The 25,265-nt window shown below is 72.7% G+C and carries 23 protein-coding genes; 10 read left to right on the top strand and 13 right to left on the bottom strand.

The window, feature by feature from the left end:
• Positions 1-4: 4 nt before the first annotated feature.
• Positions 5-1,633, bottom strand: coding sequence for a cellulase family glycosylhydrolase (locus tag ACR807_RS08910; RefSeq protein ID WP_438920742.1), 1,629 nt, complete (start codon positions 1,631-1,633; stop codon positions 5-7).
• A gap of 258 nt (positions 1,634-1,891) precedes the next feature.
• The gene (locus tag ACR807_RS08915) at positions 1,892-2,914 is read right to left on the bottom strand and encodes a LacI family DNA-binding transcriptional regulator (RefSeq protein ID WP_438920743.1); all 1,023 of its coding nucleotides are present in this window, start codon (positions 2,912-2,914) and stop codon (positions 1,892-1,894) included.
• Between the two features lie 106 nt (positions 2,915-3,020).
• Here ACR807_RS08915 and ACR807_RS08920 point away from each other — a divergent pair, with 106 nt between their 5' ends.
• The gene (locus tag ACR807_RS08920; protein WP_438920744.1) at positions 3,021-3,989 is read left to right on the top strand and encodes an acetylxylan esterase; all 969 of its coding nucleotides are present in this window, start codon (positions 3,021-3,023) and stop codon (positions 3,987-3,989) included.
• 129 nt (positions 3,990-4,118) lie between these two features.
• Here ACR807_RS08920 and ACR807_RS08925 read toward each other — a convergent pair whose 3' ends face one another.
• Together ACR807_RS08925 and ACR807_RS08930 are read right to left on the bottom strand one after the other, a co-directional pair.
• Positions 4,119-6,422, bottom strand: coding sequence for a beta-xylosidase/alpha-l-arabinosidase (locus ACR807_RS08925; RefSeq protein WP_438920745.1), 2,304 nt, complete (start codon positions 6,420-6,422; stop codon positions 4,119-4,121).
• The gene (locus tag ACR807_RS08930) at positions 6,416-7,405 is read right to left on the bottom strand and encodes a LacI family DNA-binding transcriptional regulator (RefSeq protein WP_306745279.1); all 990 of its coding nucleotides are present in this window, start codon (positions 7,403-7,405) and stop codon (positions 6,416-6,418) included. The genes ACR807_RS08925 and ACR807_RS08930 overlap by 7 nt, the downstream gene beginning before the upstream one ends.
• 254 nt (positions 7,406-7,659) lie before the next feature.
• Here ACR807_RS08930 and ACR807_RS08935 point away from each other — a divergent pair, with 254 nt between their 5' ends.
• The 4 genes from ACR807_RS08935 to ACR807_RS08950 all read left to right on the top strand — a co-directional run bounded on the left by ACR807_RS08935 (position 7,660) and on the right by ACR807_RS08950 (position 11,807).
• The gene (locus ACR807_RS08935; RefSeq protein WP_438920746.1) at positions 7,660-8,892 is read left to right on the top strand and encodes an extracellular solute-binding protein; all 1,233 of its coding nucleotides are present in this window, start codon (positions 7,660-7,662) and stop codon (positions 8,890-8,892) included.
• A complete protein-coding gene (locus ACR807_RS08940; protein ID WP_438920747.1) occupies positions 8,892-9,746 on the top strand; it encodes a carbohydrate ABC transporter permease in 855 nt (284 codons plus the stop codon). Before ACR807_RS08935 ends, ACR807_RS08940 begins: the two co-directional genes overlap by 1 nt.
• Entirely contained in the window at positions 9,743-10,561 is an 819-nt protein-coding gene (locus ACR807_RS08945) for a carbohydrate ABC transporter permease (protein WP_438920748.1), read from the top strand. Before ACR807_RS08940 ends, ACR807_RS08945 begins: the two co-directional genes overlap by 4 nt.
• Positions 10,562-10,763: 202 nt before the next feature.
• Positions 10,764-11,807, top strand: a complete 1,044-nt coding sequence (locus ACR807_RS08950; protein ID WP_438920749.1) for a LacI family DNA-binding transcriptional regulator — start codon at positions 10,764-10,766, stop codon at positions 11,805-11,807.
• 10 nt (positions 11,808-11,817) lie between these two features.
• Here the strand turns inward: ACR807_RS08950 and ACR807_RS08955 are convergent, their stop codons facing one another.
• Together ACR807_RS08955 and ACR807_RS08960 are read right to left on the bottom strand one after the other, a co-directional pair.
• On the bottom strand, positions 11,818-12,378 hold the full coding sequence (locus ACR807_RS08955; RefSeq protein WP_438920750.1) for a hypothetical protein: 561 nt from the start codon (positions 12,376-12,378) through the stop codon (positions 11,818-11,820).
• A complete protein-coding gene (locus ACR807_RS08960; protein ID WP_438920751.1) occupies positions 12,363-13,652 on the bottom strand; it encodes a lytic polysaccharide monooxygenase in 1,290 nt (429 codons plus the stop codon). The genes ACR807_RS08955 and ACR807_RS08960 overlap by 16 nt, the downstream gene beginning before the upstream one ends.
• A gap of 130 nt (positions 13,653-13,782) precedes the next feature.
• On the opposite strand from ACR807_RS08960, the gene ACR807_RS08965 reads away from it, so the two are divergent.
• Positions 13,783-14,655, top strand: coding sequence for a PfkB family carbohydrate kinase (locus ACR807_RS08965; RefSeq protein WP_438920752.1), 873 nt, complete (start codon positions 13,783-13,785; stop codon positions 14,653-14,655).
• 126 nt (positions 14,656-14,781) lie between these two features.
• On the top strand, positions 14,782-15,768 hold the full coding sequence (locus ACR807_RS08970) for a C40 family peptidase (RefSeq protein WP_438920753.1): 987 nt from the start codon (positions 14,782-14,784) through the stop codon (positions 15,766-15,768).
• 66 nt (positions 15,769-15,834) lie between these two features.
• On the opposite strand, the gene ACR807_RS08975 is transcribed toward ACR807_RS08970, so the two are convergent.
• From ACR807_RS08975 to ACR807_RS08985, 3 genes are read right to left on the bottom strand one after another with little or no spacing between them, the layout of a single operon-like run.
• Complete coding sequence (locus tag ACR807_RS08975) at positions 15,835-17,682, bottom strand: CheR family methyltransferase (protein ID WP_438920754.1); 1,848 nt, start codon at positions 17,680-17,682, stop codon at positions 15,835-15,837.
• Positions 17,683-17,726: 44 nt separating this feature from the next.
• Positions 17,727-18,446: an ATP-binding protein gene (locus ACR807_RS08980; RefSeq protein ID WP_438920779.1), complete on the bottom strand. Its 720-nt coding sequence runs from the start codon at positions 18,444-18,446 to the stop codon at positions 17,727-17,729.
• 5 nt (positions 18,447-18,451) lie between these two features.
• Positions 18,452-19,462, bottom strand: a complete 1,011-nt coding sequence (locus ACR807_RS08985) for a chemotaxis protein CheB (protein WP_438920755.1) — start codon at positions 19,460-19,462, stop codon at positions 18,452-18,454.
• 93 nt (positions 19,463-19,555) lie between these two features.
• Here ACR807_RS08985 and ACR807_RS08990 point away from each other — a divergent pair, with 93 nt between their 5' ends.
• Positions 19,556-20,440: a MerR family transcriptional regulator gene (locus ACR807_RS08990; protein ID WP_438920756.1), complete on the top strand. Its 885-nt coding sequence runs from the start codon at positions 19,556-19,558 to the stop codon at positions 20,438-20,440.
• A gap of 24 nt (positions 20,441-20,464) precedes the next feature.
• Here the strand turns inward: ACR807_RS08990 and ACR807_RS08995 are convergent, their stop codons facing one another.
• The 3 genes from ACR807_RS08995 to ACR807_RS09005 all read right to left on the bottom strand — a co-directional run bounded on the left by ACR807_RS08995 (position 20,465) and on the right by ACR807_RS09005 (position 23,376).
• Positions 20,465-21,076, bottom strand: a complete 612-nt coding sequence (locus tag ACR807_RS08995; protein ID WP_438920757.1) for a sunset domain-containing protein — start codon at positions 21,074-21,076, stop codon at positions 20,465-20,467.
• A gap of 87 nt (positions 21,077-21,163) precedes the next feature.
• Positions 21,164-21,955: an OmpA family protein gene (locus ACR807_RS09000; RefSeq protein WP_438920758.1), complete on the bottom strand. Its 792-nt coding sequence runs from the start codon at positions 21,953-21,955 to the stop codon at positions 21,164-21,166.
• Between the two features lie 773 nt (positions 21,956-22,728).
• The gene (locus ACR807_RS09005) at positions 22,729-23,376 is read right to left on the bottom strand and encodes a hypothetical protein (protein ID WP_438920759.1); all 648 of its coding nucleotides are present in this window, start codon (positions 23,374-23,376) and stop codon (positions 22,729-22,731) included.
• 117 nt (positions 23,377-23,493) lie between these two features.
• Here ACR807_RS09005 and ACR807_RS09010 point away from each other — a divergent pair, with 117 nt between their 5' ends.
• Positions 23,494-23,844: an ArsR/SmtB family transcription factor gene (locus ACR807_RS09010; protein ID WP_438920760.1), complete on the top strand. Its 351-nt coding sequence runs from the start codon at positions 23,494-23,496 to the stop codon at positions 23,842-23,844.
• Positions 23,841-24,494, top strand: coding sequence for an SRPBCC family protein (locus ACR807_RS09015; RefSeq protein ID WP_438920761.1), 654 nt, complete (start codon positions 23,841-23,843; stop codon positions 24,492-24,494). Before ACR807_RS09010 ends, ACR807_RS09015 begins: the two co-directional genes overlap by 4 nt.
• A 53-nt stretch (positions 24,495-24,547) precedes the next feature.
• Here the strand turns inward: ACR807_RS09015 and ACR807_RS09020 are convergent, their stop codons facing one another.
• Positions 24,548-25,261: a cupin domain-containing protein gene (locus ACR807_RS09020; RefSeq protein WP_438920762.1), complete on the bottom strand. Its 714-nt coding sequence runs from the start codon at positions 25,259-25,261 to the stop codon at positions 24,548-24,550.
• Positions 25,262-25,265 lie beyond the last annotated feature (4 nt).

A 25,265-nucleotide genomic window follows, 5' to 3' on the forward strand; every position in this document is an offset into this window, starting at 1 on the left:
CCCCCTAGGCGGTGGCGCAGGTCGCGCCGTTGAGCGCGAACGACGTGGGCGCGGAGTTGGTCCCGGTCCACGAGCCGATGAAGCCGAAGCTCACCGAGCCGCCCGCGGGGATCGCCGGGTTGTACGCCGCGTTCGCGGCGCTGACCGCGCTGCCGGACTGGGTCGTGGTGGCGCCCCAGGACTGGGTGACGGTCTGGCCGTTGGCCCACGTCCAGCGCAGCGTCCAGCCGTTGACCGCGGCGGTGCCGGTGTTGGCGACCTTCACGTCGCCCTGGAAGCCGCCCTGCCACTGGCCGGTGACCTTGTAGGTGACCGCGCAGGTCCCGACCGGGTCGCCGCCGCCGGTCCGCGTGGTGACGGTGACGGTGCCGGAGCGGGTCGAGCGGTTGCCCGCCGCGTCCCGCGCGTACACGGCGAAGGTGTACGCGGTGCCCGCCGACAGGCCGCCGACGGTGGTGGAGGTGGTCGCGGAGCTGCCCGCGGCGGTCTCGGTGGAGCCGCTGACGCGGACCACGTCGTAGCCGGTGACGCCGACGTCGTCGGTGGCGGCCGACCAGGTCAGGGTCGCCGAGGTGGACGTGACGCCGGAGGCGGCGGGGGTGCCGGGCGCGCTCGGCGGGGTGGTGTCGGTCGGGTCGCCGCCGCCGCCGTAGACGCTGGCCTCCTTCGAGGTGGCCTTGATGCCGTTGGCGCCGTTGAAGATCCGCTGGCCCCACGACGTCAGCTGCGCGGCGTTGAAGTCGGTGACCATGTCGAGGTACTCGACGCCGCCGCCGTTGCCGCTCCACGACCAGCCCAGGTAGCCCAGCTTGAGCGACTGGGTGGTGGCGAAGATGGTGTCCTCGTCGGGGTTGCCGTCGGAGTGGTCGTGGCCGAACTCGCCCACGACGATCGGCAGCTTCGCGGTCACGAAGCGGTTGAGGTAGTCGTTGACCTCCGCGGCCGTGTCGAACACGCCGTACATGTGGATGGAGAACACGGTGTTCTTCAGCGTGTCGGCGGCGAAGACGGACGCGGCGTTGTCGCGCATGGTGAACGCCCAGTCCTGGCCCCAGTTCGGCGCGTCCACCATGATCGTGTGGGTCAGGCCGCCGTTGCGCAGGGCCTGGATCGCGCCCTTGGTGTCGTTGGTCCAGTTCTGGTAGCCGGTGTTGCCGTGCGGCTCGTTGCCGATGTTGACGATGACGTACTTCTCCTGGCCGACCAGGGCGCTCTTGACGCTCAGCCAGTACTCGGCGGCGCGGGCGAGCGTGACGGCGCCGCTCTGCTCGCCGTAGCCGGTGGTGTCGTGCACCTCCAGCACGCAGATCAGCTTGTTGGCCTTGCACTGGGAGATGACGTTGGCGACGTCGGCGGTGTCGTTCTTCGTCCACCGGTCGCCGGAGCTGAGCACGACGCGGACGGTGTTGGACCCGAGGGCCTTGATGTCCTTCAACGCCTGCGTGGTCGTGCTCGTGTACCAGGTGTGCGCGTGGTTGACGCCGCGCATGACGAAGTCGTTGCCGTTGGCGTCGAGGAGACGCCCGTTGCTCACGGTGAAGCCGGTGGCCGCCTGTGCGGGCGGCCCCACCGTCAACAGGGAGAGGACCAGGGCGGCGACGGCTGCGCCGACCAGGGCGAATCGCTTGCGCATGGGATGTACCTCGCGTGGTTGTCGACACTGACAGAAGCGAGCGCGGGGGCAGCGCACCCGCCCGCGGGCGGACTCCCACACCAAAGCAATTAACCGCTTAAGAGTCAACCATGGGTTTCGCAAGTCTTCGCTGGTCAGAGGCACTTCAGCGCACGACCCACCGTCACGTCTGGGAACGCTCCCAGACGCGGACCGCCAGTGTCCTACGAAGAACCCCGTCCCGTCGAGACCCCCGTCTCGACGGGTCGGCCCCCCCGGTCAGGCGCCGGGCGCGCGGCCGGTGCTGGAGCGCGGGACCAGTTCGGGGTCGGAGGTCTTGACCTGCTCGGTCGGGGCGCCGCCGACGACGTCGAGCAGCAGGCGCACGGCGGCGGCCCCGCGTTCGGCGATCGGCCGGCGGACGGCGGACAGCGCGGGCCGCACCAGCCGGCACAGGGCCGAGTCGTCCCACGCCACCAGGGACAGCTGGTCGGGCACGGTGAGGTCCAGCTCGTGGGCGACGCCGAGCGCGGACACCGCCATCACGTCGTTGTCGAACACCAGCGCGGTCGGCGGCGCGCCACCGGTCAGCACGCGCCGCGTCACGCGGGCGGCGGCCTCGTCGGAGTAGTCCGCGTGCACGACCCGGGCCTCGTCGAGGCCGAGCCGCGCCGCGGCCTCGGTGAACGCCCGCGACCGGGTCTGGGTGTGCACGAACCTCGTCGGCCCCGCCACCCGCGTGATCCGCCGGTGCCCGAGCGCCACGAGGTACTCCAGCACCTCGACCACGGCGACCTCGTCGTCGGTCCACACGCACGGCAGGTCCGGCACGACCGGTTCGCCCAGCACGACGGCGGGCAGGTGCAGCTCGCGCACCAGCTCCACCCGCGGGTCGTCCTCCACCAGGTCGACCAGCAGCACGCCGTCCACCCGCCGCTCGCCCCACCAGCGCCGGTAGGCGGCCAGCTCGGCGGCGGAGTTGTCGGTGACCTGGAGCAGCAGCGACGTCGGCCCGCCCGCGAGCGCGCCCTGGATGCCGGAGATGAGCTGCATGAAGTACGGCTCGACGCCGATCACCCGGGCGGGCCGGTCCACGACCAGGCCGATGGCGTTGGCGCGGCCGTCGGACAGCGAGCGCGCGGCGCTGCTGGGCACCCAGCCGAGGCGGTCGGCGATGTCCATGATCCGGCGCCGCGTGGGCTCGGAGACGCCCGGCCGGTTGTTGAGCGCGTAGGACACCGCGCCGGTGGACACGCCCGCGGCCTTGGCGATGTCCGAGATGGTCGGACGCTTGGCTCGCACCCGCGCCTCCTCACTGCACGTGATCATCAAGTCTAGCCGCGGCGCGGCACGCCTTGCCCGGTAGGGTGATTAAGCGCTTAACGGATCATCTGGAAAGGGGACCACCGTGCCCTGGTTCGACCTCTCCGAGCGGGAACTGGCGCAGTACCGGACCTCCACCGCGGAACCCGACAACCTGGACCTGTGGTGGAAGTCCCGGCTGGAGGAGGCGCGCGCCGCCGCCCGGCCGCCGGTGCTCTCCCCGTACGCGGCGGACGCCTACGGCCCGCTGCCCGTGTGGGACGTGGAGTTCTCGGGCTACGGCGGCGACCGGGTGCGCGGCTGGTACATCCGCCCCGCCGGGACGGGCGACGAGCCGCTGCCGACGGTGGTGTGCTTCATCGGCTACGGCGGCGGGCGCGGCCTGCCCTCGGAGCACGCGCTGCTGCCCGCCGCCGGGTACGCGGTGTTCGTGATGGACACCCGCGGCCAGGGCGGGCGGTGGACGCTCGGCGCGACCGCCGACTCCGGGTTCGCGGGCCCCGAGCACCCCGGCGTGATGACCCGCGGCATCGCCTCGCCCGAGACGTACTACGTGACGCGCCTGATGGTCGACGCGGCGCGGGCGGTCGAGGTGGCGGCGGGGCTGGACGGCGTGGACCCGGCGCGGCTCGCGGTGTCCGGCGGCAGCCAGGGCGGCGGCCTGGCGCTGGCCGCGGCGGCGCTGGGCGGCGAGGCGGTCAAGGTGTGCCAGGCGGACGTGCCGTTCCTGTGCGACTTCCAGCGGGCCATCACGATCACCGGCGCCGAGCCGTACGCGGAGATCTCGAAGTTCCTGGCCCAGCACGTGGACCTGATCCCGCAGGCGCTCGACACCCTGCGCTACGTGGACGGCGCGCTGCTGTCCCGCCGCATCACGGCGACCTGCCTGCTGAGCGTGGGCCTGATGGACGAGACGTGCCCACCGTCCACCGTGTACGCGGCCTACAACGAGATCACCGCGCCGAAGGAGATGGCGGTGTTCCCGTTCAGCGGTCACACCACCCCGAGGGTGCACGACGAGCGCAAGCTGCGGCACCTGCGCGCGCACCTCTGAGGTTCGGTGGGCGAGTCGTGGGAGGGCCACCGCCATAGCCCTCCCACGACCCAGCCCGGTCAGTGGACCCGGTTGATCACCGGGGACCCCGGGTTGCTCGGCCCGGGGCCTCGAACGTCCACGACCAGCTCACGGCGCCGACACCGCGACCGGCGTGACGAGCACCCGGTCGTGGCCGACGTACCGGTTCCCGCCCGTCACCCGCACGGTGCCCTCCCAGCGGACGTCGGTGCTGGAGCAGCCGACGAGCAGGGTCAGGTCGCCGGTCTCCACGACGCGGCGACCGTCGCGGCCGGTGAACGAGGTGCGGTCGGCGTGCAGCCGGAACGACACCCGCCGCTCCTCCCCCGCGTCCAGCTCGACCCGGGCGAACCCGACCAGCTCGCGCACGGGCCGCGTCACCGAGGCGACCGGGTCGTGCAGGTACAGCTGCACGACCTCCGCGCCGGGCCGGTCACCGGTGTTGCGCACCAGGCACGACACCTCGACCTCGCCGTCGCTGGGCAGCTCGTCGGCCGACTCGAAGCCGGTCAGCTCGAACGAGGTGTAGGACAGCCCGTGCCCGAACGGGTAGAGCGGCGTGGGGTCGACCGAGCTGACCCCGCCCGCCGCGCCCAGCTTCGGGTGCAGGTAGGTGGTCGGCTGCGCGCCGGAGCCGCGCGGGACCTGGACGGGCAGCTTGCCCGACGGGTTGACCCGCCCGCTCAGCACGCCCGCGACGGCGCCCGCGCCCTCCTCGCCGGGGAAGAACGCCTGCACGACGGCGGCCGGTTCGTAGCCGCCCAGCGCGTAGGGGCGGCCGGCGAGCATGACCAGCACGACGGGCTTGCCGGCGGCCAGCAGCGCGTCCAGCAGCTCGCCCTGCACGCCGGGCAGGGACAGGTCGTCCGCGTCGCAGCCCTCGCCGGACGTGCCGCGCCCGAACAGGCCCGCGCGGTCGCCGAGCACGGCCAGCACCACGTCCGCGCCGCGCGCGACCTCGACCGCCTCCGCGATGCCGGACCGGTCGTCGCCGGACACCTCGCAGCCGCGCGCGGTGGTCACGGTGGCGTCCGGGAACTCCGCCCGCACGGCCTCCAGCATGGTGCGCATCTCCACGCCCAGCGGCACGTCCGGGTGCTGCACGCCCACGTGGTTGGGGAACGCGTAGCAGCCCATGAGCGCGAGCAGGTCGTCCGCGCACGGCCCCACGACAGCGATTTCGGACGCGCGCAGCGGCAGCACGCCGGCCGCGTTGTCCAGCAGCACCACGGACCGCTCGGCCATCGTGCGGGCCAGGTCGCGCAGCGCGGGCGGGTCCAGGTCGACCGGTTCGCCGCGCTTCACGGCGGGCGACTCGGGGTCCCAGCCCTCGTCCAGCAGGCCCAGCTCGCACTTCTGGGTGAGCACGCGGGTCACCGCGAGGTCCACGTGCGCCTCGTCCACGACGCCGGAGCGCACCAGCTCGGCCAGCGGCTCGCCGTAGCAGCGCACGCTGGGCAGCTCCACGTCCACGCCCGCGGTGAGCGCGAGCGCGGCGGCCTCGCCCGGCGACCCCGCGACGCCGTGCGCGGTCTCCAGGAAGGACACGCCGAAGTAGTCGGCGACGACGACGCCGTCGAAGCCCCAGCGCCCGCGCAGCAGGTCGGTCAGCAGGGTCGGGTCCGCGGCCGGCGGCACGCCGTCGACCTCGGCGTAGGAGTGCATGACGGACCGGGCGCCGCCCAGCCGCAGGGCCATCTCGAACGGCGGCAGCACGACGTCGGCGAACTCGCGCGGCCCCATGCGCACGGGGGCGTGGTTGCGCCCGCCGACGGAGGCCGAGTAGCCCGCGAAGTGCTTGAGGGTGGCCACGATCCCGCTGGACTCCAGGCCGCGGGTGTAGGCCGCGCCGACGAGGCCGACGAGGTAGGGGTCCTCGCCGATGGTCTCCTCGGTGCGCCCCCACCGCGGGTCGCGGGTCACGTCGAGCACCGGGGCCAGGCCCTGGTGGACGCCGACGTCGCGCATCACGAGGCCGACCTCGCGGGCCATCCGCTCGACCGACTCGGGGTCGAACGAGGCGCCCCACGACAGGGGGACGGGGAACACCGTCGCCTGCCAGGCGGTGAACCCGGCCAGGCACTCCTCGTGCGCCACGGCGGGGATGCCGAACCTGGTGTTGGCGACGAGCTTGCGCTGGGTCTCGGCGAGCACCCGGGCTCCCACCAGGGGGTCGACCGGGCCGGTGCCGAACACGCGGGTCAGCTGGCCGAGGCCGGGCTTGGTCAGCTCGTCCCACGGCGGCAGCGGCTCGGCGAACTCGTGCTGCGCGGGCGCGACCTCCTCCCCCTCCGAGATCCCGACCCACACACCGACCAGCTGGGCCAGCTTCTCCTCCAGGGTCAGCTCGGCCAGCAGTGCGGCGACGCGCTCCGCGGTCGGCCTTCCGGGATCGGCCCAGGGGTTCAGCACGGCGGCTCCTTCGTTGACGATCGGACGACGAGTTCGGTGGCCAGCTCGACGCGCTCGGTCTCCACCGGGCGCCCCGCGATGAGGTCGGCGAGCATGCGCCCCGCGTGGCGACCCATCTCCGTGAGCGGCTGGCGCACGGTCGTGAGAGCGGGCGAGGACCACACCGCCACCGGTAAGTCGTCGAAGCCGACCACGCTCAGGTCGTGCGGGACGGAGAGCCCCGCGACGCGGGCCGCCTCGATCACGCCGAGCGCCTGTTCGTCGTTGCCCGCGAAGATCGCGGTGGGCCGGTCGGGCATCGCGAGCAGCTCAGCCGCGCGCCGGAAACCGCCCTCGTGCTTGAAGTCGCCGTGCCGGACGAGCTCCGGGTCGAAGGCGATGCCCGCCCGGTCGAGCGCGGCGCGGTAGCCGTCGACGCGCGCGCGGCTGCACAGCATCCCGGCGGGTCCGCCGATGACGCCGACCCGGCGGTGGCCGAGGCGCAGCAGGTGTTCGGTGGCGGACAGGCCGCCCGCCCAGTTGGTGGCGCCGACGCTGGGCACGTTCGGCTGGGGGAGGTCGACGGGGTCGATCACGACGACCGGGATGCGCGAGTTGGCGAGCACGCGGCGGTCGGCGGCGGTCAGCTGCGAGGTGACCAGCAGCGCGCCGGCGCGGCGGGCCTCCACCAGCGACGCGGCCCACGAGGTGTGCCGGCGCGGTTTGTCCGTGGAGGACACCACGACGTGCAGCCCGGTGTCGACGACACCGCGGATGATCTCCACCGCCCAGGGGCTGTCCAGGGCGGTGAACACGAGGTCGACCAGCATGTGCCCGGAGGCGCGCCGGGACCCGACCGGCACGTAGTCGTACTCGGCGAGCAACTGCCGCACGCGCGCCCTGGTCTCGGCGCCGACGTCGTCCTTCCCGTTCAGGACCTTGGACACCGTCGGGAGCGACACCCCCGCTGCTGCGGCAATCGTGGCCAACGTGGCTCGACGCATGCGGCCGATAGTATCGAAACTCGATCGAAACACAAGACCGAGCCTCTGAAGTGCAGAAATGTCGTCTCAACAGGCCAGCGCGTGATGCTTGACACGGGTCCTGCACCCGTCTAGGTTCTCCGCAAGTCGTGGATGTTTCGAAATGTTTCGATGCCACGAACAATTCCGCAGCGTGGCAGAAGGGTGGCGGTCGCATGTCCCGCCGTTCATGGATGCGTCCCCTCATCTCGATGGGGCTCGTCGCCGTGGCAGCAGTGAGCACCGCGTGTGGGTCGTCCGGTCCGGCCGACCCCGCGAACGGGCTCAAGGTGTGGGCGCTGGAGGACCCGGTGCTCAACAAGATCGAGCAGAAGTCGATCGACTCGTTCAAGGCCGGCGGTGGCAACGCCTCGCTGGAGACGTTCGGCAACGACCCGTACAAGCAGCGGCTGCGCGTCGCGATCGGGTCGCCGCAGGCCCCGGACCTGTTCTTCAACTGGGGCGGCGGCAACCTCAAGGAGTACGTCGACGCGGGCAAGGTCGCCGACCTGACCGCGGTGCTGGACGAGAACGCGGCGGTCCGGGACAAGTTCATCCCGAGCGTGCTCGACGGCGCGAAGCTGGACGGCAAGGTCTACGGCGTGCCGATGCGCGGCATGCAGCCGGTGATGCTGTTCTACAACAAGGACGTCTTCACCGCGGCCGGCGCGCAGCCGCCGACCACGTGGGACGAGCTGCTGACCCTGGTCGACACGTTCAAGGCGCAGGGCATCACCCCGATCGCGCTGGCCGGTTCGCAGGCGTGGACCGAGCTGATGTGGGCCGAGTACGTGCTCGACCGCGTCGCCGGCCCCGAGGTGTTCAAGAACATCCGGGACAACGGCCCCGCGGGCTGGAAGGACCCGGCCGTCGTCGAGTCCCTGACCAAGCTCAAGGACCTGATCGACCGGGGCGCGTTCGGCTCGAACTTCGCGTCCGTCGGCTACGACGCGGGCGGCGCCTCGACGATCCTGGCGCAGGGCAAGGCCGCGATGCACCTCATGGGCTCGTGGGAGTACACCAACCAGCTCGACCAGAGCCCGGACTTCGTCAAGCAGAACAAGCTGGGCTGGGTGGCCTTCCCGTCCGTCACGGGCGGCAAGGGCGACGCGGCGAACCTCGTCGGCAACGTGAGCAACTTCTACTCCGCCACGTCGGACTCGAAGAACCTCGACGCGGCCAAGAAGTTCGTCACCACCACGCTGACCGAGGACTCCTACATCCAGGCGCTCGTCGAGGCCGGTGACGTGCCGCCGGTCGTGGGCGCGGAGGAGGCGCTGAAGAAGTCGCCGAACCCGGACTACGCGACGTTCATCTACGAGCTGGTGCTGGACTCGAAGAACTTCCAGCTGTCCTGGGACCAGGACCTGCCCGCGGACGACGCCACGTTCATGCTGACCCAGCTCCAGGAGTTCTTCCTCGGCAAGGTCTCGCCGCAGCAGTTCGTCGACGCGGTGGCCGCGCGCTGATGTCGTCCCAGCGGCCTTCGGGCTGGTACGCCGTTCCCGCGTTCGCGTTCTTCGCCTTGTTCGCGGCGCTGCCCATGGTCATCGTGGTGTACCTGAGCTTCACCGCGTGGGACGGCCTGGGCACGCCCGCGCTCAACGGGGTCGACAACTGGACCCGGTTGGTCGAGGACGGTGAAGCCCACGCCTCCGTGGGGCGGACCGTGCTGCTGATGGTCGTCTCCTGGCTCGTCCAGACCCCGATCGCACTGCTGGTCGGGGTCTGGGCGGCCGGGAAGCAGCGGTCGCGCGCGGTGCTGAGCTCGATCTTCTTCCTGCCCCTCCTGCTGTCCACCGCGGCCATCGCGCTGCTGTGGCAGGTGCTGCTCGACCCGAACTTCGGCGCGTTCGTCGGCGGGCCGCAGTTCCTCGGCGACACGGACATCGCGATCTACACGGTGGTGTTCGTGATCTCCTGGCAGTACATCCCGTTCCACACCCTGCTCTACCAGGGCGCGGCGCGGGCGGTGCCGCCGACGCTGTACGAGGCGGCGACGATCGACGGGGCGAGCCGGTTCGGCCAGTTCCTGCACATCACGCTGCCGCAGCTGCGGTACACGATCGTCACGTCGTCGGTGCTGATGATGGTCGGCTCGCTGACCACGTTCGACACCGTGCTGATCCTGACCAACGGCGGGCCGGGCACCGCGACCCGCATCCTGCCGCTGCACATGTACATCACCGGGTTCGCCGGGTTCGAGATGGGCTACGCGAGCGCCATCGCGGTCGTGCTGGTCGTGCTCGGCACGGCGCTGTCGGTGGCGGTCATGCGCTGGAGCGGTTTCCGCTCGATGAGCAGTCAGCAGGAGGGTTCGTGAAGTCCCGCCCCAACTGGCCCGCCGGGTTGTTCGCCCTGGTGTGGTTGGCGATCGTCCTCGGTCCGCTGCTGTACCTGGTCACGGTGTCGCTGCGCACGCGCAGCGAGTACCTCGGCAAGAGCGCGTGGTCGGTGCCGGACGCGCTGACCCTCGACAACTACGTCACCGTGCTCACCGGCGGGTTCGGCCAGTACCTGCTGAACAACGTGGTCGTGACGGCGGCGACGGTGGCGATCGTCGTGTGCATCGCGGTGCCGTGCGCCTACGCGGTGGCCCGCAGCGCGAGCGGTTTCGTGCAGCGGGGCTTCACCCTGCTGCTGATCGGCCTGGCGATCCCGGCGCAGGCCACGATCATCCCGATCTACCTGCTGATCACCAGGATGAACCTGTACGACACGCTGCTGGCGATCATCCTGCCGACGGCGGCGTTCGCGCTGCCGGTGGCGACGCTCGTGCTGACCAACAGCCTGCGGGACGTCCCGCGCGAGCTGTACGAGGCGCAGGCGATCGACGGTGCCGGGCCGTTCCGGGTGCTCGTGTCGCTGGTCCTGCCGCTGGCGCGGCCCGCGATCATGACCGTGGTGGTCTACACGGCGCTCAACGCGTGGAACGGGTTCCTGTTCCCGCTGGTGCTCACGCAGTCCGAGTCGACGCGCGTGCTGACGCTGGGCCTGTGGGACTTCCGCGGGCAGTTCGGCACGAACGTGCCGGCGCTGCTGGCGGCGGTGACGCTGTCGGTGCTGCCGATCTTCGCGGTCTACCTGATGGGCCGGAGGTTCCTGCTCAGCGGTCTGACGGCCGGTTTCGGCAAGTAGCACGCCGCGATCCAGGGGCGTGGCCGCTACTCTCCCAGCGGCCACGCCCCACCTTGCGTGACCAGCGGGTTAACAATCCCGACACTTTCGATTCACTATTCGACATTTTCGACCCCGCAGGCGCGTCAACGTGAGCCACACCGCTCGTGGAGCCCTCATGTTGCGTGGTCCCGGCGGTATACCCCTGTCGTAGACTGCCTGCATGCCGACCAAAGCCGACCCGTCATCTCCGGATGGCACCGCCTCGGGCAAGATCACCATCGCGGACATCGCGGCGGAGGCCGGGGTTTCGGTACCGACAGTTTCGAAGGTGATGAACGGCCGGGCGGACGTCGCCCCGCACACCCGGGAACGGGTCGAGGCCATCATCCGCCGGCACGGCTACCAGCGCCGCTCGGACGAGCGGTCGCGCAGGTCCAACCTCGTGGAGCTGATGTTCCACGAACTGGAGAGCGCCTGGGCGCTGGAGATCATCCGCGGCGCCGAGCAGGTCGCCGCCGAACAGGGTCTCGCGCTCGTGCTCTCCGAGTCGCAGGGGCGCCTCACCCCCGGCCACGGCTGGCTGGAGGGCGTGATCGCCCGCAAGCCGCTCGCCGTGATCTCGGTGTTCTCCGACCTGACCTCGCAGCAGCTCGCCAAGCTGCGCGCCCGCGACATCCCCGTGGTGGTGGTCGACCCGATCGGCGAGCCGCAGCTGGAAACGCCGTCCATAGGGGCCACCAACTGGAACGGCGGCCTGACCGCCACCCGCCACCTGATCGAGCTGGGGCACCGCCGGATCGCCATGATCGGCGGCCCCGAGCGCGTGCTGTGCAGCCGGGCCCGGGTCGACGGCTACCGGGCGGCGCTGGAGACCGCGGGACTCGCGGTCGACCCGGAACTGGTGCGCTACGGCGACTTCCACGTCGAGTCCGGGCGCGCGCAGTTCGCGCCGCTGCTGGACCTGCCGAACCCGCCCACCGCGGTGTTCGCGGGCTCCGACCTCCAGGCCCTCGGCGTGTACGAGGCCGCGCGGGCCGCGGGGCTGCGCGTGCCCGAGGACCTGAGCGTCGTCGGGTTCGACGACCTCCCGGTGGCGCAGTGGGTGGGCCCGCCGCTGACCACTGTCCGGCAGCCGCTGCAGGACATGGCCGCGGCGGGCACCCGTCTCGCCATCACGCTGGCACGTGGTGAAGAGCCCGAACACCGCCGAATCGAGCTTGCCACCACGCTGGTGGTGCGTCAGAGCACCGCCCCGCCACGCTGACGAGCCGCCTCTAGTGGTGGTGCCCCTCGGGCTGCGAGTACACGCACCCCGGCGCCTCGGCGGGCACCGTGTGCCCCACCTCGTCGTCGGGACCCACCGGTGTGCAGCGCAGGGTGTGCAGCCCCAGCAGCTCCAGGCCGAGCGTGCCGCTGAGCGCGAAGCCGTTGCCGAACCCGAAGTCCGGGTCGTCGGAGACCTCGCCGCTCGCCAGCGCCCCCTGCCAGGCCCGCTGGAAGTCCGCCAGCTTCTCGCGCTGGAAGACCACCAGGCCGAGCCGCTCGTACGGGCCCGCCGCGCAGGTCGCCCACTCCGCCACGTACGGCGCGTAGAGCTTCGCCCGCAGCGGGCCGACGAACTCGGCGAACTCCTCCGCCGTGCGCGCCACCGGGTCACCGCACTGCCCGGTCTTCTCCCGCACCCACTCGGCCACCTGCGAGGGCGTGGCCAGGGGCGGGCCCAGGGCGTTGGACCCGAGGGTGGTGGTGGGGCCGGCCGCCGAGGAGCAGGCGACCGACCCCACCAGGAGCGCGACCAGGGCCGCGCACCGGGCGAACATCACGCCGTGGCGCACGTGGCGCCGCTGAGGGTGAACGCGGTCGGGTTGGCGGGCGTCCCCTGCGACGTCCCGTTGAACCCGAAGCTCACCGTCTGGCCCGGCTGGATGTTCTGGTTCCAGCTGCTCCCCTTGGCGGTGGCCCGACCGGCCGCCACCGCCACGTCCGCCGACCACGCCTGGCCGATGGCCTGGCCCGCCGGGAGGTCCCACGCCAGCTGCCAGGCGTTGACCGCGCTCGTGCCGGTGTTCTTCACCGACACGTTCGCGGTGAAGCCGCCGGACCAGCTGCTCGGCACGCTGTAGGTCACCGAGCACGCGCCGGGCTCGCCGCTGCCACCGCCGGTCGTGGTGACCGGGACCAGCGCCGAGGGCGCGGAGGTGTTGCCCGCCGCGTCCCGCGCCACCACGTAGAACTGGTAGGCGGTGCTCGGGGTGAGGCCGGTGACCGAGGCGCTGGTGCCGGTCGAGGTGGCGACCTGCACGTCGGTCGCGCCCGCCTCCCGGAACACCTGGTAGGAGCTGACGCCGACGTTGTCGGTCGACGCGCTCCAGCTCAGCTGCACCGCGTTCGACGACGCGGACGCGGTGGGCGTGCCGGGGGCGCCGGGCGCCTGGGTGTCACCGCCGCTGCCGCCGCCGGTGAAGACCACGTCGGAGCAGCTGTAGAACGCCTCGGGGCTGTCGCTGCGCTGCCAGATCGAGTAGATGACGTGGCGGCCGGACTTGTTCGGCAGCGTGCCGCTCCACGCGTACTCGCCGCTGCCCAGCGGCGGGTTCGTGATGCTGTCGAACGGCGCGGGCTCCAGGTCCGACCACTTCAGCGGCTGCGTCGGGTCGAAGCCGTCCTTGGTGACGTACTGGTCCCACGTACCGGGGTGCGGCGCCCACGCGTTGTACTTGAACGTGATCCGCGAGCCCGCCGTCAGCGTCGTCGTGGGCCAGTCGGAGCGCGCGAGGTTGTAGGCGTCGTACTTGGTGGTCGGGCCGCACAGGTCGCCGTCGGCGATGATGTCGCGGTGCCGGCCGCCGGCCTGGCTGATCAGGTTGCCGTACCAGTCCCACAGCGGCTGCTTGCCACCGATCTGGACGGCCGCGGCGCAGGCCGGGTTGGTGGGGTTCAGGTCGCCACCACCGCCGAGCCTGCCGTCCTCGTAGCACGCGTAGGTCCGGCTTGCGGGGAAGGTCATCGAGCCGTGCGCCAACGCGGTGCCGGACTGGACGAACACGCTGGTGAACCCGACCACGCCGAGCGCGGCCACGGCCAACGCCCCAAAGCGCTTGAGTCGCAAGGTGTCTCCTTCAGATCGACGGTGATCTGGTGGGCGCGGACTGGGAGCGCTCCCAGAAATACGATCGCACCCCCCGTGACCGCCCGTCAACGACCCGTTTCATTTGGTGCTGATCGGGTAACGCTCGACCATGCGGATCGCGGTGGTCGGTCAGGTAGCCCGTGACCTGGTGCTCGTCGTGCCCGAGGTGCCCCCGGCGGGAGGGTCGGCGACGGTGTCGGAACGCCGCGAAGTGCTCGGCGGCAAGGGTGCCAACATCGCCCGGAACGCCGTCGGGTTGGGCTCGACGGCCGTGCTCGTCGGCGTCGTGGGGGACGATCGCGAGGGCGACCTCCTGGTGGAGCGGCTCGCGGCGGACGGCGTAGCGACGGGTCAGGTCGTGCGGCGGTCCGCCACCCGCACGGCCCTCATGGTCGACGTCGTGCACGACGGCGAGTACCGGTACCTGGAGGACGTGCCCGACGCGTGCCTGCTCACGCCGGCGGACGTCGAGGCCGCGTCGGCCGTGCTGGCCGGGGCCGACGCCGTGGTCGTGCAGCTGCAACAACCACCGGGCGCCTGCCTCGCCGCCGCCCGCGCCGCCCGGGGGCTCGTCGTGCTCGACGGCGCCCCCGGCGGGCTGGTCGACGAACTGCTCGCGGAGGCCGACGTCCTGCGCGCCGACCACCGGGAGGCCGGCCTCCTGGCGGACCGGGGGATCGCCTCGGTGGACGACGCCCTCGCCGCCGGGCGCGCCCTCCTGGGCCGCGGCCCCTCGGTGGTCGCCCTGGAGGTGCCGGGCGAGGCGAACGTGCTGGTGTGGCGCGAGGGCGACGCCGTGGTCCCGCTCACCGACGAGGAGGTCGTCGACACCACCGGCGGCGGTGACGCCTTCGTGGCCGCGCTGACCGTCGCCCTGGTGCGCGGCGACACCCCGGAGGAGGCCGGCCGCCTGGCCACCCGCGCCTCCGGCCGTGCCGTCACCCACCCCGGCGGCCGGACGGACCTGTCCGGCCTCACCTGACGGTGTGACCACACCACTGCGGCGGGACCCCTGATGGACGAATGGGGTCGCGTTCCGTAACCTGACCGCGACCTGCCCGTGGGTAACCCGTTCGGGGCACGACCGGCTTCAGGAGGATGCGCGACCGTGGCGTCGAACCCCGCTCAGCGCACCGTCCGCGCGGCACTGGCGGTCACCGCCGTCACCGCGCTGGTCGGCGCGCTGCCGCTCCCCCCGGCCGTGGCCGACCCCGCGTCGGACGCCCTGAAGAGGTACAACGACCTCGCCCACGAGGCCGAGGCGCTGAACGAGGAGCACCTGCGGGCGCAGGACGAGCTGTCCACCGCCCAGGGCGCGCTCGACCAGGCCAACCGCGACCTCACCGCCGCGCAGCAGGCCCAGGAGTCGCTGCGCGGCCAGGTGGACCTGCTCACCGAGGCGTCGTTCGAGGGCGCCCGGTTCACCCAGCTGTCGGCGCTGCTGGTCAGCGACTCGCAGCAGGACTTCCTCAACCGCATGTCCGCGCTCGGCGTGCTGGCCGGCGACAACGCCGAGGCCCTCCAGGGCCTCGGCGCCGCGGTGGACGGGGCGAACGACGCGGCCCGCCGCGCGGTCGAGGCCACCGACACCGCCAACCAGGCGATCGCCGAGATCGACCAGCGCAAGGCGGCGCTCGACGGCCAGATCGACGAGGCCCGCGAGGCGTACCGGGCGCTCAGCCCGGCGCAGCGGGCCGCGCTGAACGACGCGGGCGACATGAGCCGCATCGACGTGCCCTCGGGCACCGCCGGCCAGGCGCTGGCCTTCGCGCTCGGCGAGCGCGGCAAGCCGTACGTCTTCGGCTCGAACGGCCCGAACACGTGGGACTGCTCCAGCCTGATGCAGGCGGCCTACCGCTCGGTGGGCGTCGCGATCCCGCGCACCACCTACGGCCAGGCCACGATCGGCCGGTCGGTGGCGCGCAACGACGTCCGGGCCGGCGACCTGGTCATCTACTACCCGGGCCAGACGCACGTGGCCATGGCGATCGACGGGCTGCGCGCCGTGCACGCCTCCACCGAGGGCGTGCCGGTGAAGATCCAGGACATCGAGTCCATCGGGCCGATCAGCGTCATCCGCCGCGTGGTGGGCTGACCCGCCCACCAGCGGCTCAGCCGCTCCACCCGATCAGCGGCTCAGCCGCTCCACCCGATCAGCGGCTCAGCCGCTCTGCTCCATCACCAGGATCGCCCCGTTCGGCTCGCCCGCGTTGGAGCGCAACGAGCTGCACACCACGCGCACGACCACCTCGCGTCCCTTGCGGTTCACCGCGTCGACCTTCAGCTCGGTGATGAACGACGCGTCCGTCAGCGCCTGCCGCACGACCGGCCGCAGCTCCGCCACGGGCAGCCCGATGTCGAGGTTGAGCAGGTGCTCGCCCCGCGCCTCGTCCTGCCGCACGCCCCACAGCTCCTCGGCGCCCCGGTTCCAGGCGATGACCCGCATCTCGGGGTCGAGCACGATCACGCCGGCCCGCAGCGACGTGAGGATCGACTCCAGGAACTCGTTGACCTGGTCCAGCTCCTGCGTGCGGTCCCGGAGCACGTCGTTGATCGTCTGGAGCTCGTCGTTGGTCGACTGGAGCTCCTCGTTCATCGTCTCCAGCTCCTCGTTCGTGGACTGGAGCTCCTCGTTCGTGGTCTCCAGCTCCTCCACCGTGGACTGGAGCTCCTCGTTCGTGGTCTCCAGCTCCTCGTTCGTGGACTGGAGTTCCTCGTAGGCCGATTCGAGCTGCTGGTTGGCGTACTCCAGGTCGTCGAGCAGCCGGCGGGCCGTGGTCACGTCGTGGAACACGATCGAGATGCCGATGACCACGTTCTCGGGCCCGAGCAGCGGGGTGAGCTGCACCTCGAACCACACCGGTTCGCTGCCGGGGCGGTGCCAGGAGACCTCTTTGACCCGCAGTGGCCGCCGGTCGGCGCGGGTCTGCTCCACGTGGGCGCGCAGCTCCACCGGCCGGTAGGACAGGTCGAGGTCGCGCAGCGGCCGGCCGATGTCGTTGGCGGAGAGCCCGAACAACGTCTCGGCCTGCCGGTTCGCCAGGGCCAGCACCTCCTCGCCGGCGATCACCACCTGCGCGACGGGGCTCTCCAGGAAGGCGTGCTCGCGCAACTGGTCCAGCCCTCCCACGTCGATGCGGCGGTCCTGGACGAACGCGTGGGCGAGGAAGGGCGCCACGCCCGACGCCACGCCGTTGGTCCTGCGGAAGATCCGCCGCTTCAGCTCGACCGGGTCGAACAGCCGGCCGTGGCTGAGCAGCATCTCGGCCTTGCCCAGGAACAGCACGCCGCGCGGCGTCAGCGCGAAGTGGAACCGGCCGAGGATCTTCGCCTGGGTCTCCTGGTTGAAGTACATCAGGGTGTTGCGGCACACCAGCAGGTCTATCCGCGAGATGGGGGCGTCCTGCACGAGGTCGTTGCGGCCGAAGATCACCGCGCGGCGCAGGTCCTTGCGGAACGCGTAACGGCCGTTGTGCGCCTCGAAGTACCTGGCCACCAGCTCCGGCGGCACGCGCTGGAGCTCGCGCTCGCCGTAGACGGCCTGCCGGGCCTGGGCGAGCGCCTCGTCGTCCACGTCGGTGGCGTAGATCTTCACCCGGTGCCGGAACTGCTCGGGGCCGAGCGCCTCGGACAGCAGCATGGCGAGGGTGTACGCCTCCTCGCCCGACGCGCAGCCCGCGCTCCACACCCGGACCGGGTCGTCCGGGCCGCGTTCGGCGAGCAGCGCCGGCAGCACCTCGTCGCGCAGGTAGTCCCACGCCTCGGGGTCGCGGAAGAAGCTGGTGACGTTGATCAGGATGGTGTTGAACAGGGCGTTGAACTCGTCGGCGTTGACCTGGAGGTGGTCGATGTAGTCGCTGTGGTTCTCGATGCCGACCTGCGTCATCCGGTGGTGGACGCGGCGCATGAGGCTGGTGCGCTTGTAGCCCGTGAAGTCGAAACCGCGCGACTCCTTCAGGTACCGCAGCACTGCTTCGAAGTCCTCGTCCGGCACCGTCAGTTCGCTCACCCCGGGAACGCTACTAGCCGGGGCGGGCCCCTCCCCGCCAGGCATCAGCCCAGCACCGCCCACACCACCTTCCCGCCCGACGGCCACGGGGCACACCCCCACACCCGGCTGAGGCTGTCCACGATCGCCAGGCCGACACCGCCCGGCGGGGTCGCGCCGGGGTCCGGCTTCGACACCGGTTCGGCGCTGTCGTCGCGCACCGCGACGGAGAGCCGGCCACCGCGGTACTCCAACCGCACCACGGGGGCAGAGGCCGCGTGCCGCACCGCGTTCTCCACGAGTTCGGTGACCACGACCACGGCGCTGTCGACCAGGGCGCCGAGCCGCCAGCGCTCGCACGCCTCGCGGACGAACTGCCTGGCGACGAGCGCGCCGACGATCGTGTCCGGCAGCTGGATCTCGTCGCGCCGGCGCTCGGGCGGCTCGTCCAGGGAGGCCAGCGCGGCGGCCAGGAGCGTGAACGCGGGCACCAGGCGGCCCGCCGCGGAGCTCGCCAGGAACTGCCGGTACCCCGTCGACTCCCCGACCAGAACCACCGGCACGCCCGGCCACTCCGCCAGCCGCAGCCAGACCGTGGCGAAGATCGACATGAACGCGGGGGTGGCGCACCGGAACCCGTCGTCGAGGCGCACGACGACCCCGGTCGGCCCCTCCGCCGCGCACTTGAGCAGATCGTCGCGGAACGCCCGGTAGGACGTCAGGTCCAGCAGCCCGGAGGGGCGGACCACGGTGGCACCGTCGATCCGCGTGACCTCCAGCGCCACGGCGCTCAAGGTCCGGACTCCGCGGTGGACTCCCGCGTGTACGCGCCGGAGAGCAGGTGGCCGCGCAGCACGTCGGCGGCGCTCGCGGCCTCCTCCTCGGCGCGCTGGTAGCGCCGGACCATCAGCTCCGCGCCGCGCCTCAGGGCGTCCTGGCGCATGCGCCCGGCGAGGCCGGCCTTCTCCTCCAGGGTGCGCAGCGCCGTCCACAGAGCTTTCTCCAGGGTGACGCCCTGCGCGTCCAGCAGCGCCTCGGCGGTCCAGGCGTGGCCCACCTGGCACCGGAACCGCTTGGGCACGGCGTCCAGCTCCACGAGGTTGCCCTGGCAGTCCGGGCAGCTGAAGTTGGAGGGGTGTCCCATCGAGATCACCTCCGCGGCGTGTGCGCCCACACCCGAGGCGATGTCGGTTTCGCGCTGCGCCAGGTCTGCGGTCTCCGCGCCCTGCCGGACCTCGTGCCCGACGCACCCCCGCAGCAGCTCGCCCATCTTCGCCGTCGACAGCACGTGGTCGACGGCGACGTGGCGGAGGACGCTGTTGGGCATCCCGCCGAACAGCGCCTCCTCCGGGTCCTGGACGATCACCAGGCCACCGCGGTTGGCGATGCTGACCATGCCCCCGGTGCCGTCGTCCAGGGTGCCGGACAGCACGACGCCGATCGTGCCCGCGCCGTGCGAGGCGGCGGCGGAGCGGAACAGGGCGTCCACGGAGGGCCGGTGGCCGTTCTCGGTGGGGCCGTGCGAGAGGTGGATCACCCCGTCGATCACGATCAGGTGGTGGTCGGGCGGGGCGACGTGCACCCGGCCCCGGCGCAGGCGCATGCCGTCGGAGGCCGTGACCGCGGACAGCGGGCCGCTCCGGTTCAGGATGCCCGCCAAGGCGCTCGTGCCGCCCGCCGGCAGGTGCAGCACGACGGCCACGGCGGCGTCCAGGTCCGCGGGCAGTCCCGCGGTGAAAGAGCGCAGCGCTTCGACCCCACCCGCTGAAGCGCCGACGACGATCAGGTCGCGCGTTGGCATCTGCTCACCTCGATCGGTGGATACCCCGCCATCCGCGAGCGTACTCGCTGTTGTTTTCGTTTCAGAAGCGGTGCACGCGGGTACGATGATCGAATGGGTGGCCCCGTGGACCCGGTGGAGCAGTGGAGCCCCGGCGCGGTGGCCCGGATGCTGGGCGTCTCCCCCACGACCCTCCGCACCTGGGACCGCCGCTACGGCCTCGGCCCCTCTTCGCGCGAGGAGGGCAGGCACCGCCGGTACAGCGGCGAGGACGTGTCCCGGCTGCGCAGGATGCTCGAACTCACCGGTCAGGGCATGGCCCCGGCCGCGGCCGCGGCCTCCGCGCTGGGCACCGCGCCGCCCGAACGCCCCCGCGCCGGGGGCGGGCCCCGGGCCCTCGCCGTCGACTCGGCGGAGGGGCGGGGGTTCGCGAGGGCCGCGGCCCGCCTGGACGCGCCGCTGATGAGCACCCTGGCCGCGGAACTCGTGGACCGGCACGGGGTGGTGGCCGCGTGGGAGACGGTGCTGGTGCCCTTCCTCGTCGCCCTCGGCGAGCGGGTCGTCCACCAGGGGCGGGGCGTCGAGGTCGAGCACCTGGCGACCGCCGGGATCGCGGGCGTGCTGCACGCGGCGCGGGCGGTGCCGGTGCGCGGTCGCCTGCCCGCCCTGCTGGCGTGTGCCCCGGACGAGCAGCACAGCCTGCCGCTGGACGCGCTGGCCGCGGCGCTGGCCGAACGCGACGTGGCCTCCCGCAACCTGGGCGCGCGGGTCCCCGCCGAGGCGCTGCTCGACGCGGCGGCCCTGCTGTCACCCGGCTCCGTGGTCCTGTGGGCCCACGACCGCGCGTACGCCGACGCCGCCCCGGTGGCCGAACTGCTCTCCCGCGGGCACGCGGTGCTGCTCGGCGGACCGGGCTGGGGCGAGGTCCCGGCGGGCGCGCGGCGGGTGGGGTCGTTGAGCGAGGCGGTCGCCGCGGTCCTCGAACTGAACCGGCTGTGAGCCGGGGGGCGGTGCCCTCCTCGCTCAACCGGTGGTCGTACCCGCCTTGCCCGCCCCGACCGCCTTCGCCCGGCCGTTCCTGCCCGCACCGGTCTTGCCCGCGCCGGTCTTGCTCGCACCGGTCTTGCCCGCACCGCCGGTCCTGCGGGCCGCCGCTGCTCCGGACACCTTGGCCACGCGAGGGGTCCACCGCGTGTACCCGGCCCGCTCGGCCTCCACGGCGGAGCGGAACACCACGTCCCCCCTCATGCGCTTGAAGTACGGCGACTCGGCGGTGTGGAAGATCATCGACTTGGCACTGCCCTTGACCGGGTACTCCTCCGCCACCTCGGCGGCCTCCGCCACCTCGGCTTCCACCTCCACGGTCACCACCTCAGCGGCGACCGCTTCGGCGACCACCACCTCGGCGGGTTCCGCTTCAGCAGCTTCCACTTCACCGACGTCCACCTCATCGACGTCCACGGTCCGCGCAGCCGGCAACGCCGCCCGCACGGGCCGGACAGGTCGGTCGACCACCGCCCCGACCTGCGCGCGCAGGCCCCGGATGACGGCGCGCAACGGCAGCCAGGTGAGCGCGGCACCCGCGAGGAACGCGAACGTGCACAGGACGAACGTCTGGGTGAACAACCACACCACGTACCACTCCTACTTGCTTGTCCAAGCCTGCTGATGCCGACCTGCTGACGGCCGCCCGCTCGCGCCCGGTGGTACTCCTTCCCGCGCCTAACGGGGGTTGGCGTGCCGCACGAGGACGTCGACCTGGCGTGCCGCGGGTTCCACGCCCTCGGGCACCGGGTCGACGGACAGCGACAGCACGATCCGGTCGGGCCGCACGCCCTGGGCGACGAAGAGGTCGCGCACCATCACGGCGCGGGTGGCGGCCAGTCCGGCGGCCTCGGGGTGTTCGGCCGAGGCGTGGCCGACGAGCGTGACCGCGGTGCGGGGCGCGACGAGCAGCAGCCGTCCGACGCGGTCGACGAGCACCGGTCCGTGCCCCTGCCACGCGGCGGTCCCCGGTTCGAACCGGAACCCGCCGTTGCCCTGCACCATGCTGGTGATCGAGCGCTGGAACGCGGTGACGTCCAGCGCCTCGCCCCCGGGTGCCTCGACCACGACGTCCGACGTGCCCCACCGCGCCGCGGACTCCCGCACCCGGCCGGCCGCGGCCTCGTCGTGCACGACCCCCGTCACCTCGGCGCGGTCCCGTTCGAACACCGCCGTGAGGTCCCCGCTCCCCGCCGCGGCCGAGAGCACGTCCACCACCGGACCGTGCTCGACGGGCACCTGGTCACCGTTGGGGGTGACCAGGTCCGTCACCCGGACGGAGGTGATCTTGGCACGGATCGCGTTCACCAGGGCGAGCCGCTCACCGTCGTCCGCGGCCCCGCCGCTCAGGACGACCTCGTCGCCGCGCAGCAGGACGACGAGCCGCCCCGCGGCGGGTGCGACCCCCTCACCGCTCCCGACCTGCCGCGCGCGGGCGTAAACCCCTGACGCGGCAAGGAGAGCGGGCACCACGAGGGCGCCGACGAGCCAAACTCGCCAAGGTGGGGATGTCAGCACCGGGCGTTACTACCGGAAGTGCGGGCGAGGATTCCACCAGCCAAACCCGTATCCGCACGACCTGCTGAAGCAATTCACCTGTCCAGGTGACTCCAACCGCCCAAGCCCCACCAAGATCACCCACCCGCGCCCCCGCCCACCCGCCACGCCAAGCAACCACCACCACGGCGAGCAGCGGAGTGCGGGGGCGGAGGCGAGCGGCGGCAGGGGCGGAGGGCGCGGGCCGCGGCAGCAGGGCTTGCCGCAACGGGCGCGGCAGGCAGGCGGCGGCAGCGGGGCTTGCGGCGGCAGGCAGCGCGGGATCGCGGCGGCAGGCGGCAGGCGGCAGGCGGCACAGGGTCGCGGCGATGGCGCACGGAGTCGCGGCGGCATGGGACGAGTGCGCGGCGATGGCAGCGGGGACGGGCGTGGGCCGTCGCGGGTATGTGCCGGCGCGGGGCTGGCGGATGCGATGGGCGGTGGCGGGCGGGTCGGCGACGTGGGCGGGTGTAGGTGCCGGCTGGGCGGGTGGGCGCTGGCTGGCGGGGCGGTGGGTGGTGGCCGGGTGGGGCTTGGGGATGGGTGGAACTTGGGGGGTGGTGGGACGGGGTGGTGGATGGCAGGGGTCGTGGTCTCGGGGGTCCGCTTCTCTCAACCGAGTGGCGAGGGGCCGATTTCGTACATGTTCGGCCCGATGATCACCCGATCGTGTCCGCCACCGGCAAACCACCGTCCATCACCGCAGGTCAGGCGGCTTTGGGCAGACTACCCTGCCGGCACCCGCACCTGCTGCACACCGGGTGGGCGGGGATGTGGATGTCCGCCAGCAGCTTGCGCGAGTCCTCGAAGGTGGGGGCTTTCTGGCCCGGCACCAGGAGGCTGTCCAGCACCTCCTGCCTGCGCCTCGCCAGCTCCCGCGACCGCTCCACCGGGTCCTTCAGCCGGGCGCGGACGCGTTCTCGGGACTGCTCGCGGGCCAGGGTGCCCGCGGCGCTGAGCTGGCGGGCCGGCCTGGGCTGGGTGAGGCGCGCGTTGCGGCGGTTGATGCGCCACCACGCGCCCAGGGTCATGCCCGCCACCGGGGGGCGCGCTCGTCGCGCGCCCCCCTGCCACCACGAGCGCAGGCGCGCACGGAGGAAGTCGTGCGCCACCTGGTCGCGGCTCCTCGGGCTGCCCTGCCTCGTGCCGTCCGGCCTGCGGTCGACCGCCGCGAGCAGGGCATCGACGCTCCACCCCTCGTGGAACCACGGCTCGACGACGCCGCGCAGTGCCGCGCGGTTCGCGTCGGGCCAGGCCGCACGCAGGCAGAACGCCTCGACCGCCGTGTCGATCTCGGCGTCGGTTTCGGGGATGACACGGCCGGGCCACTGACGGGGATCGAGTCGAACACGCATCGCATGGCTCCCTTCGAACGCGTACCGAACATCCGTTCGAGATAGTGCCACTGACCACCGACAATTTTCGAGTACTAAGACTTGACTTATATAAGCCCAGACTGAAAACTACTGGTCGTGCACGCGTTCGACGTTCTGGGCGACCCGGTCCGCCGCCGCATCCTCGAACTGCTCGCGGACGGCGAGCGGACGTCGGGTGCGGTCACGGAGGTGGTCCGCCGCGAGTTCGGCATCTCGCAACCGGCGGTCTCCCAGCACCTGCGGGTGCTGCGCGAGAACGGCTTCGCCAGCGTCCGCGCGGAGGGCACCCGGCGGCTCTACGCGGTGGACGGCCAGGGCCTGCGCGAGGTGGACGAGTGGCTGGACGGGTTCCGCCGGTTCTGGAGCGGGCACCTCGACGCCCTGGCCACCGAGCTCGCGCGCGGCAAGCGGGAAAGACGACTACAGCAGCAGGAGGACGAACAGTGATCGAATTCGCCGAGCACCTCAAGGCGATCCACCGCGAACTGGGCAAGGAGGACGGCCAGGTCGTCGGCGTGCGCCTGAGCAGGACCTACGACGCGACGGCGGCCGACGTGTGGGACGCGATCACCGACCCGGCCCGCCTGCGGCGGTGGTTCCTGCCGGTGAGCGGCGACCTGCGGGAGGGCGGCGACTTCCGGTTGGAGGGCAACGCGAGCGGCGACATCCTCGCCTGCGAGCCGCCGAAGCGGCTGCGGGTGACGTTCGGCGGCGAGACGTCGATCGTCGAGGTCCGCCTGACGCCCGGGAGCGGCGGGGAGCGGACGACGCTGGAGCTGGAGCACTCCGTCCCGCCGGAGATGGCGGCCGGCGGCGCGGGGGCGCTGTACGTCGGCCCGGGCTGGGACGGCAGCCTGCTGGCCCTCGGGCTCCACTTCGCGGGCGGGGCCGAGGGGGCGGTCGACCCGGTCGCGGCGGTGAACCTGCCCGAGACGCAGTGGTTCAACCTGTCGTCGATCGAGCTGTGGACGGCGATCGTGGAGGAGACGGGGACGTCGTCGGCCGAGGACCTGGCGGCGGCGGTGGGGGTGTCGAAGGCCCAGTTCGCGCCGGACATCGACCCGGACGGCAACCTCGACGGCAACCCCAACGGCTGATCGGGGCGGCGGCGGGGACCGTCAGCCGGGGGGACCGTCAGCCGAGGGGACCGTCAGCCGGGGACGGTGGTGGCGGTGCGCCGGAACTCGCTCGGGTTGACGCCCCGGACCCGCTTGAACGCCGCGCTGAAGCCGAACGGGTCGGAGTGGCCGACGGCGCGGGCGACGTCGGCCGCGGTCGGCGAGCGCGGCGGCCGTCCACGGGCGGCCGGTTCGGCGTGCAGCAGGCGCAGGGCGTCGCCGACCACCGGGTCGCGCTGGGCGGCCCACCAGGCCGGGGGTTCGCCGCCGGGCCGGTCGAACCACTCGCGCAGCGCGCAGACCGGCATCCAGTCCGGCAGCCGGTCGAGCACCACCTGCCGGCCCGGCGCGTCGACGGCGACCTCGGCGGCGAGGTGGTCCAGGACGGGGTCGGCCCCGCCGCCCACGCGCAGCACGACGGGCAGCGCGTCCAGCAGCGGGCGGCCGATCCCGCCGCGCACCGGGTAGGCGCCGACGACCAGGGTCGTCGCGTCGCGGGCGCCGTCGCCGGGGTCGTGCCGGCCGAGCCGGTGGCGGGTCCCGCCCTGCTCGGGCGTCGCGCAGTGCTCGCCGCACGCGACCGGTTCGGCGCGGGTGCCGACCTCGTCGACGAAGGCGAACGTCGCGGGTCCGCGCACGAGGAGGGTCTCGCGGGCGCGCAGCGGCTCGGGCGGGGTGAGGGTCGTGCTGCCGAACAGGGAGCCGTGGGCCCGCACCTCGCGGATCAGGTCGCTGAACGCGTCCACCCCG

This window comes from Saccharothrix sabaoui (assembly GCF_051756985.1).
Taxonomy (GTDB): domain Bacteria; phylum Actinomycetota; class Actinomycetes; order Mycobacteriales; family Pseudonocardiaceae; genus Actinosynnema.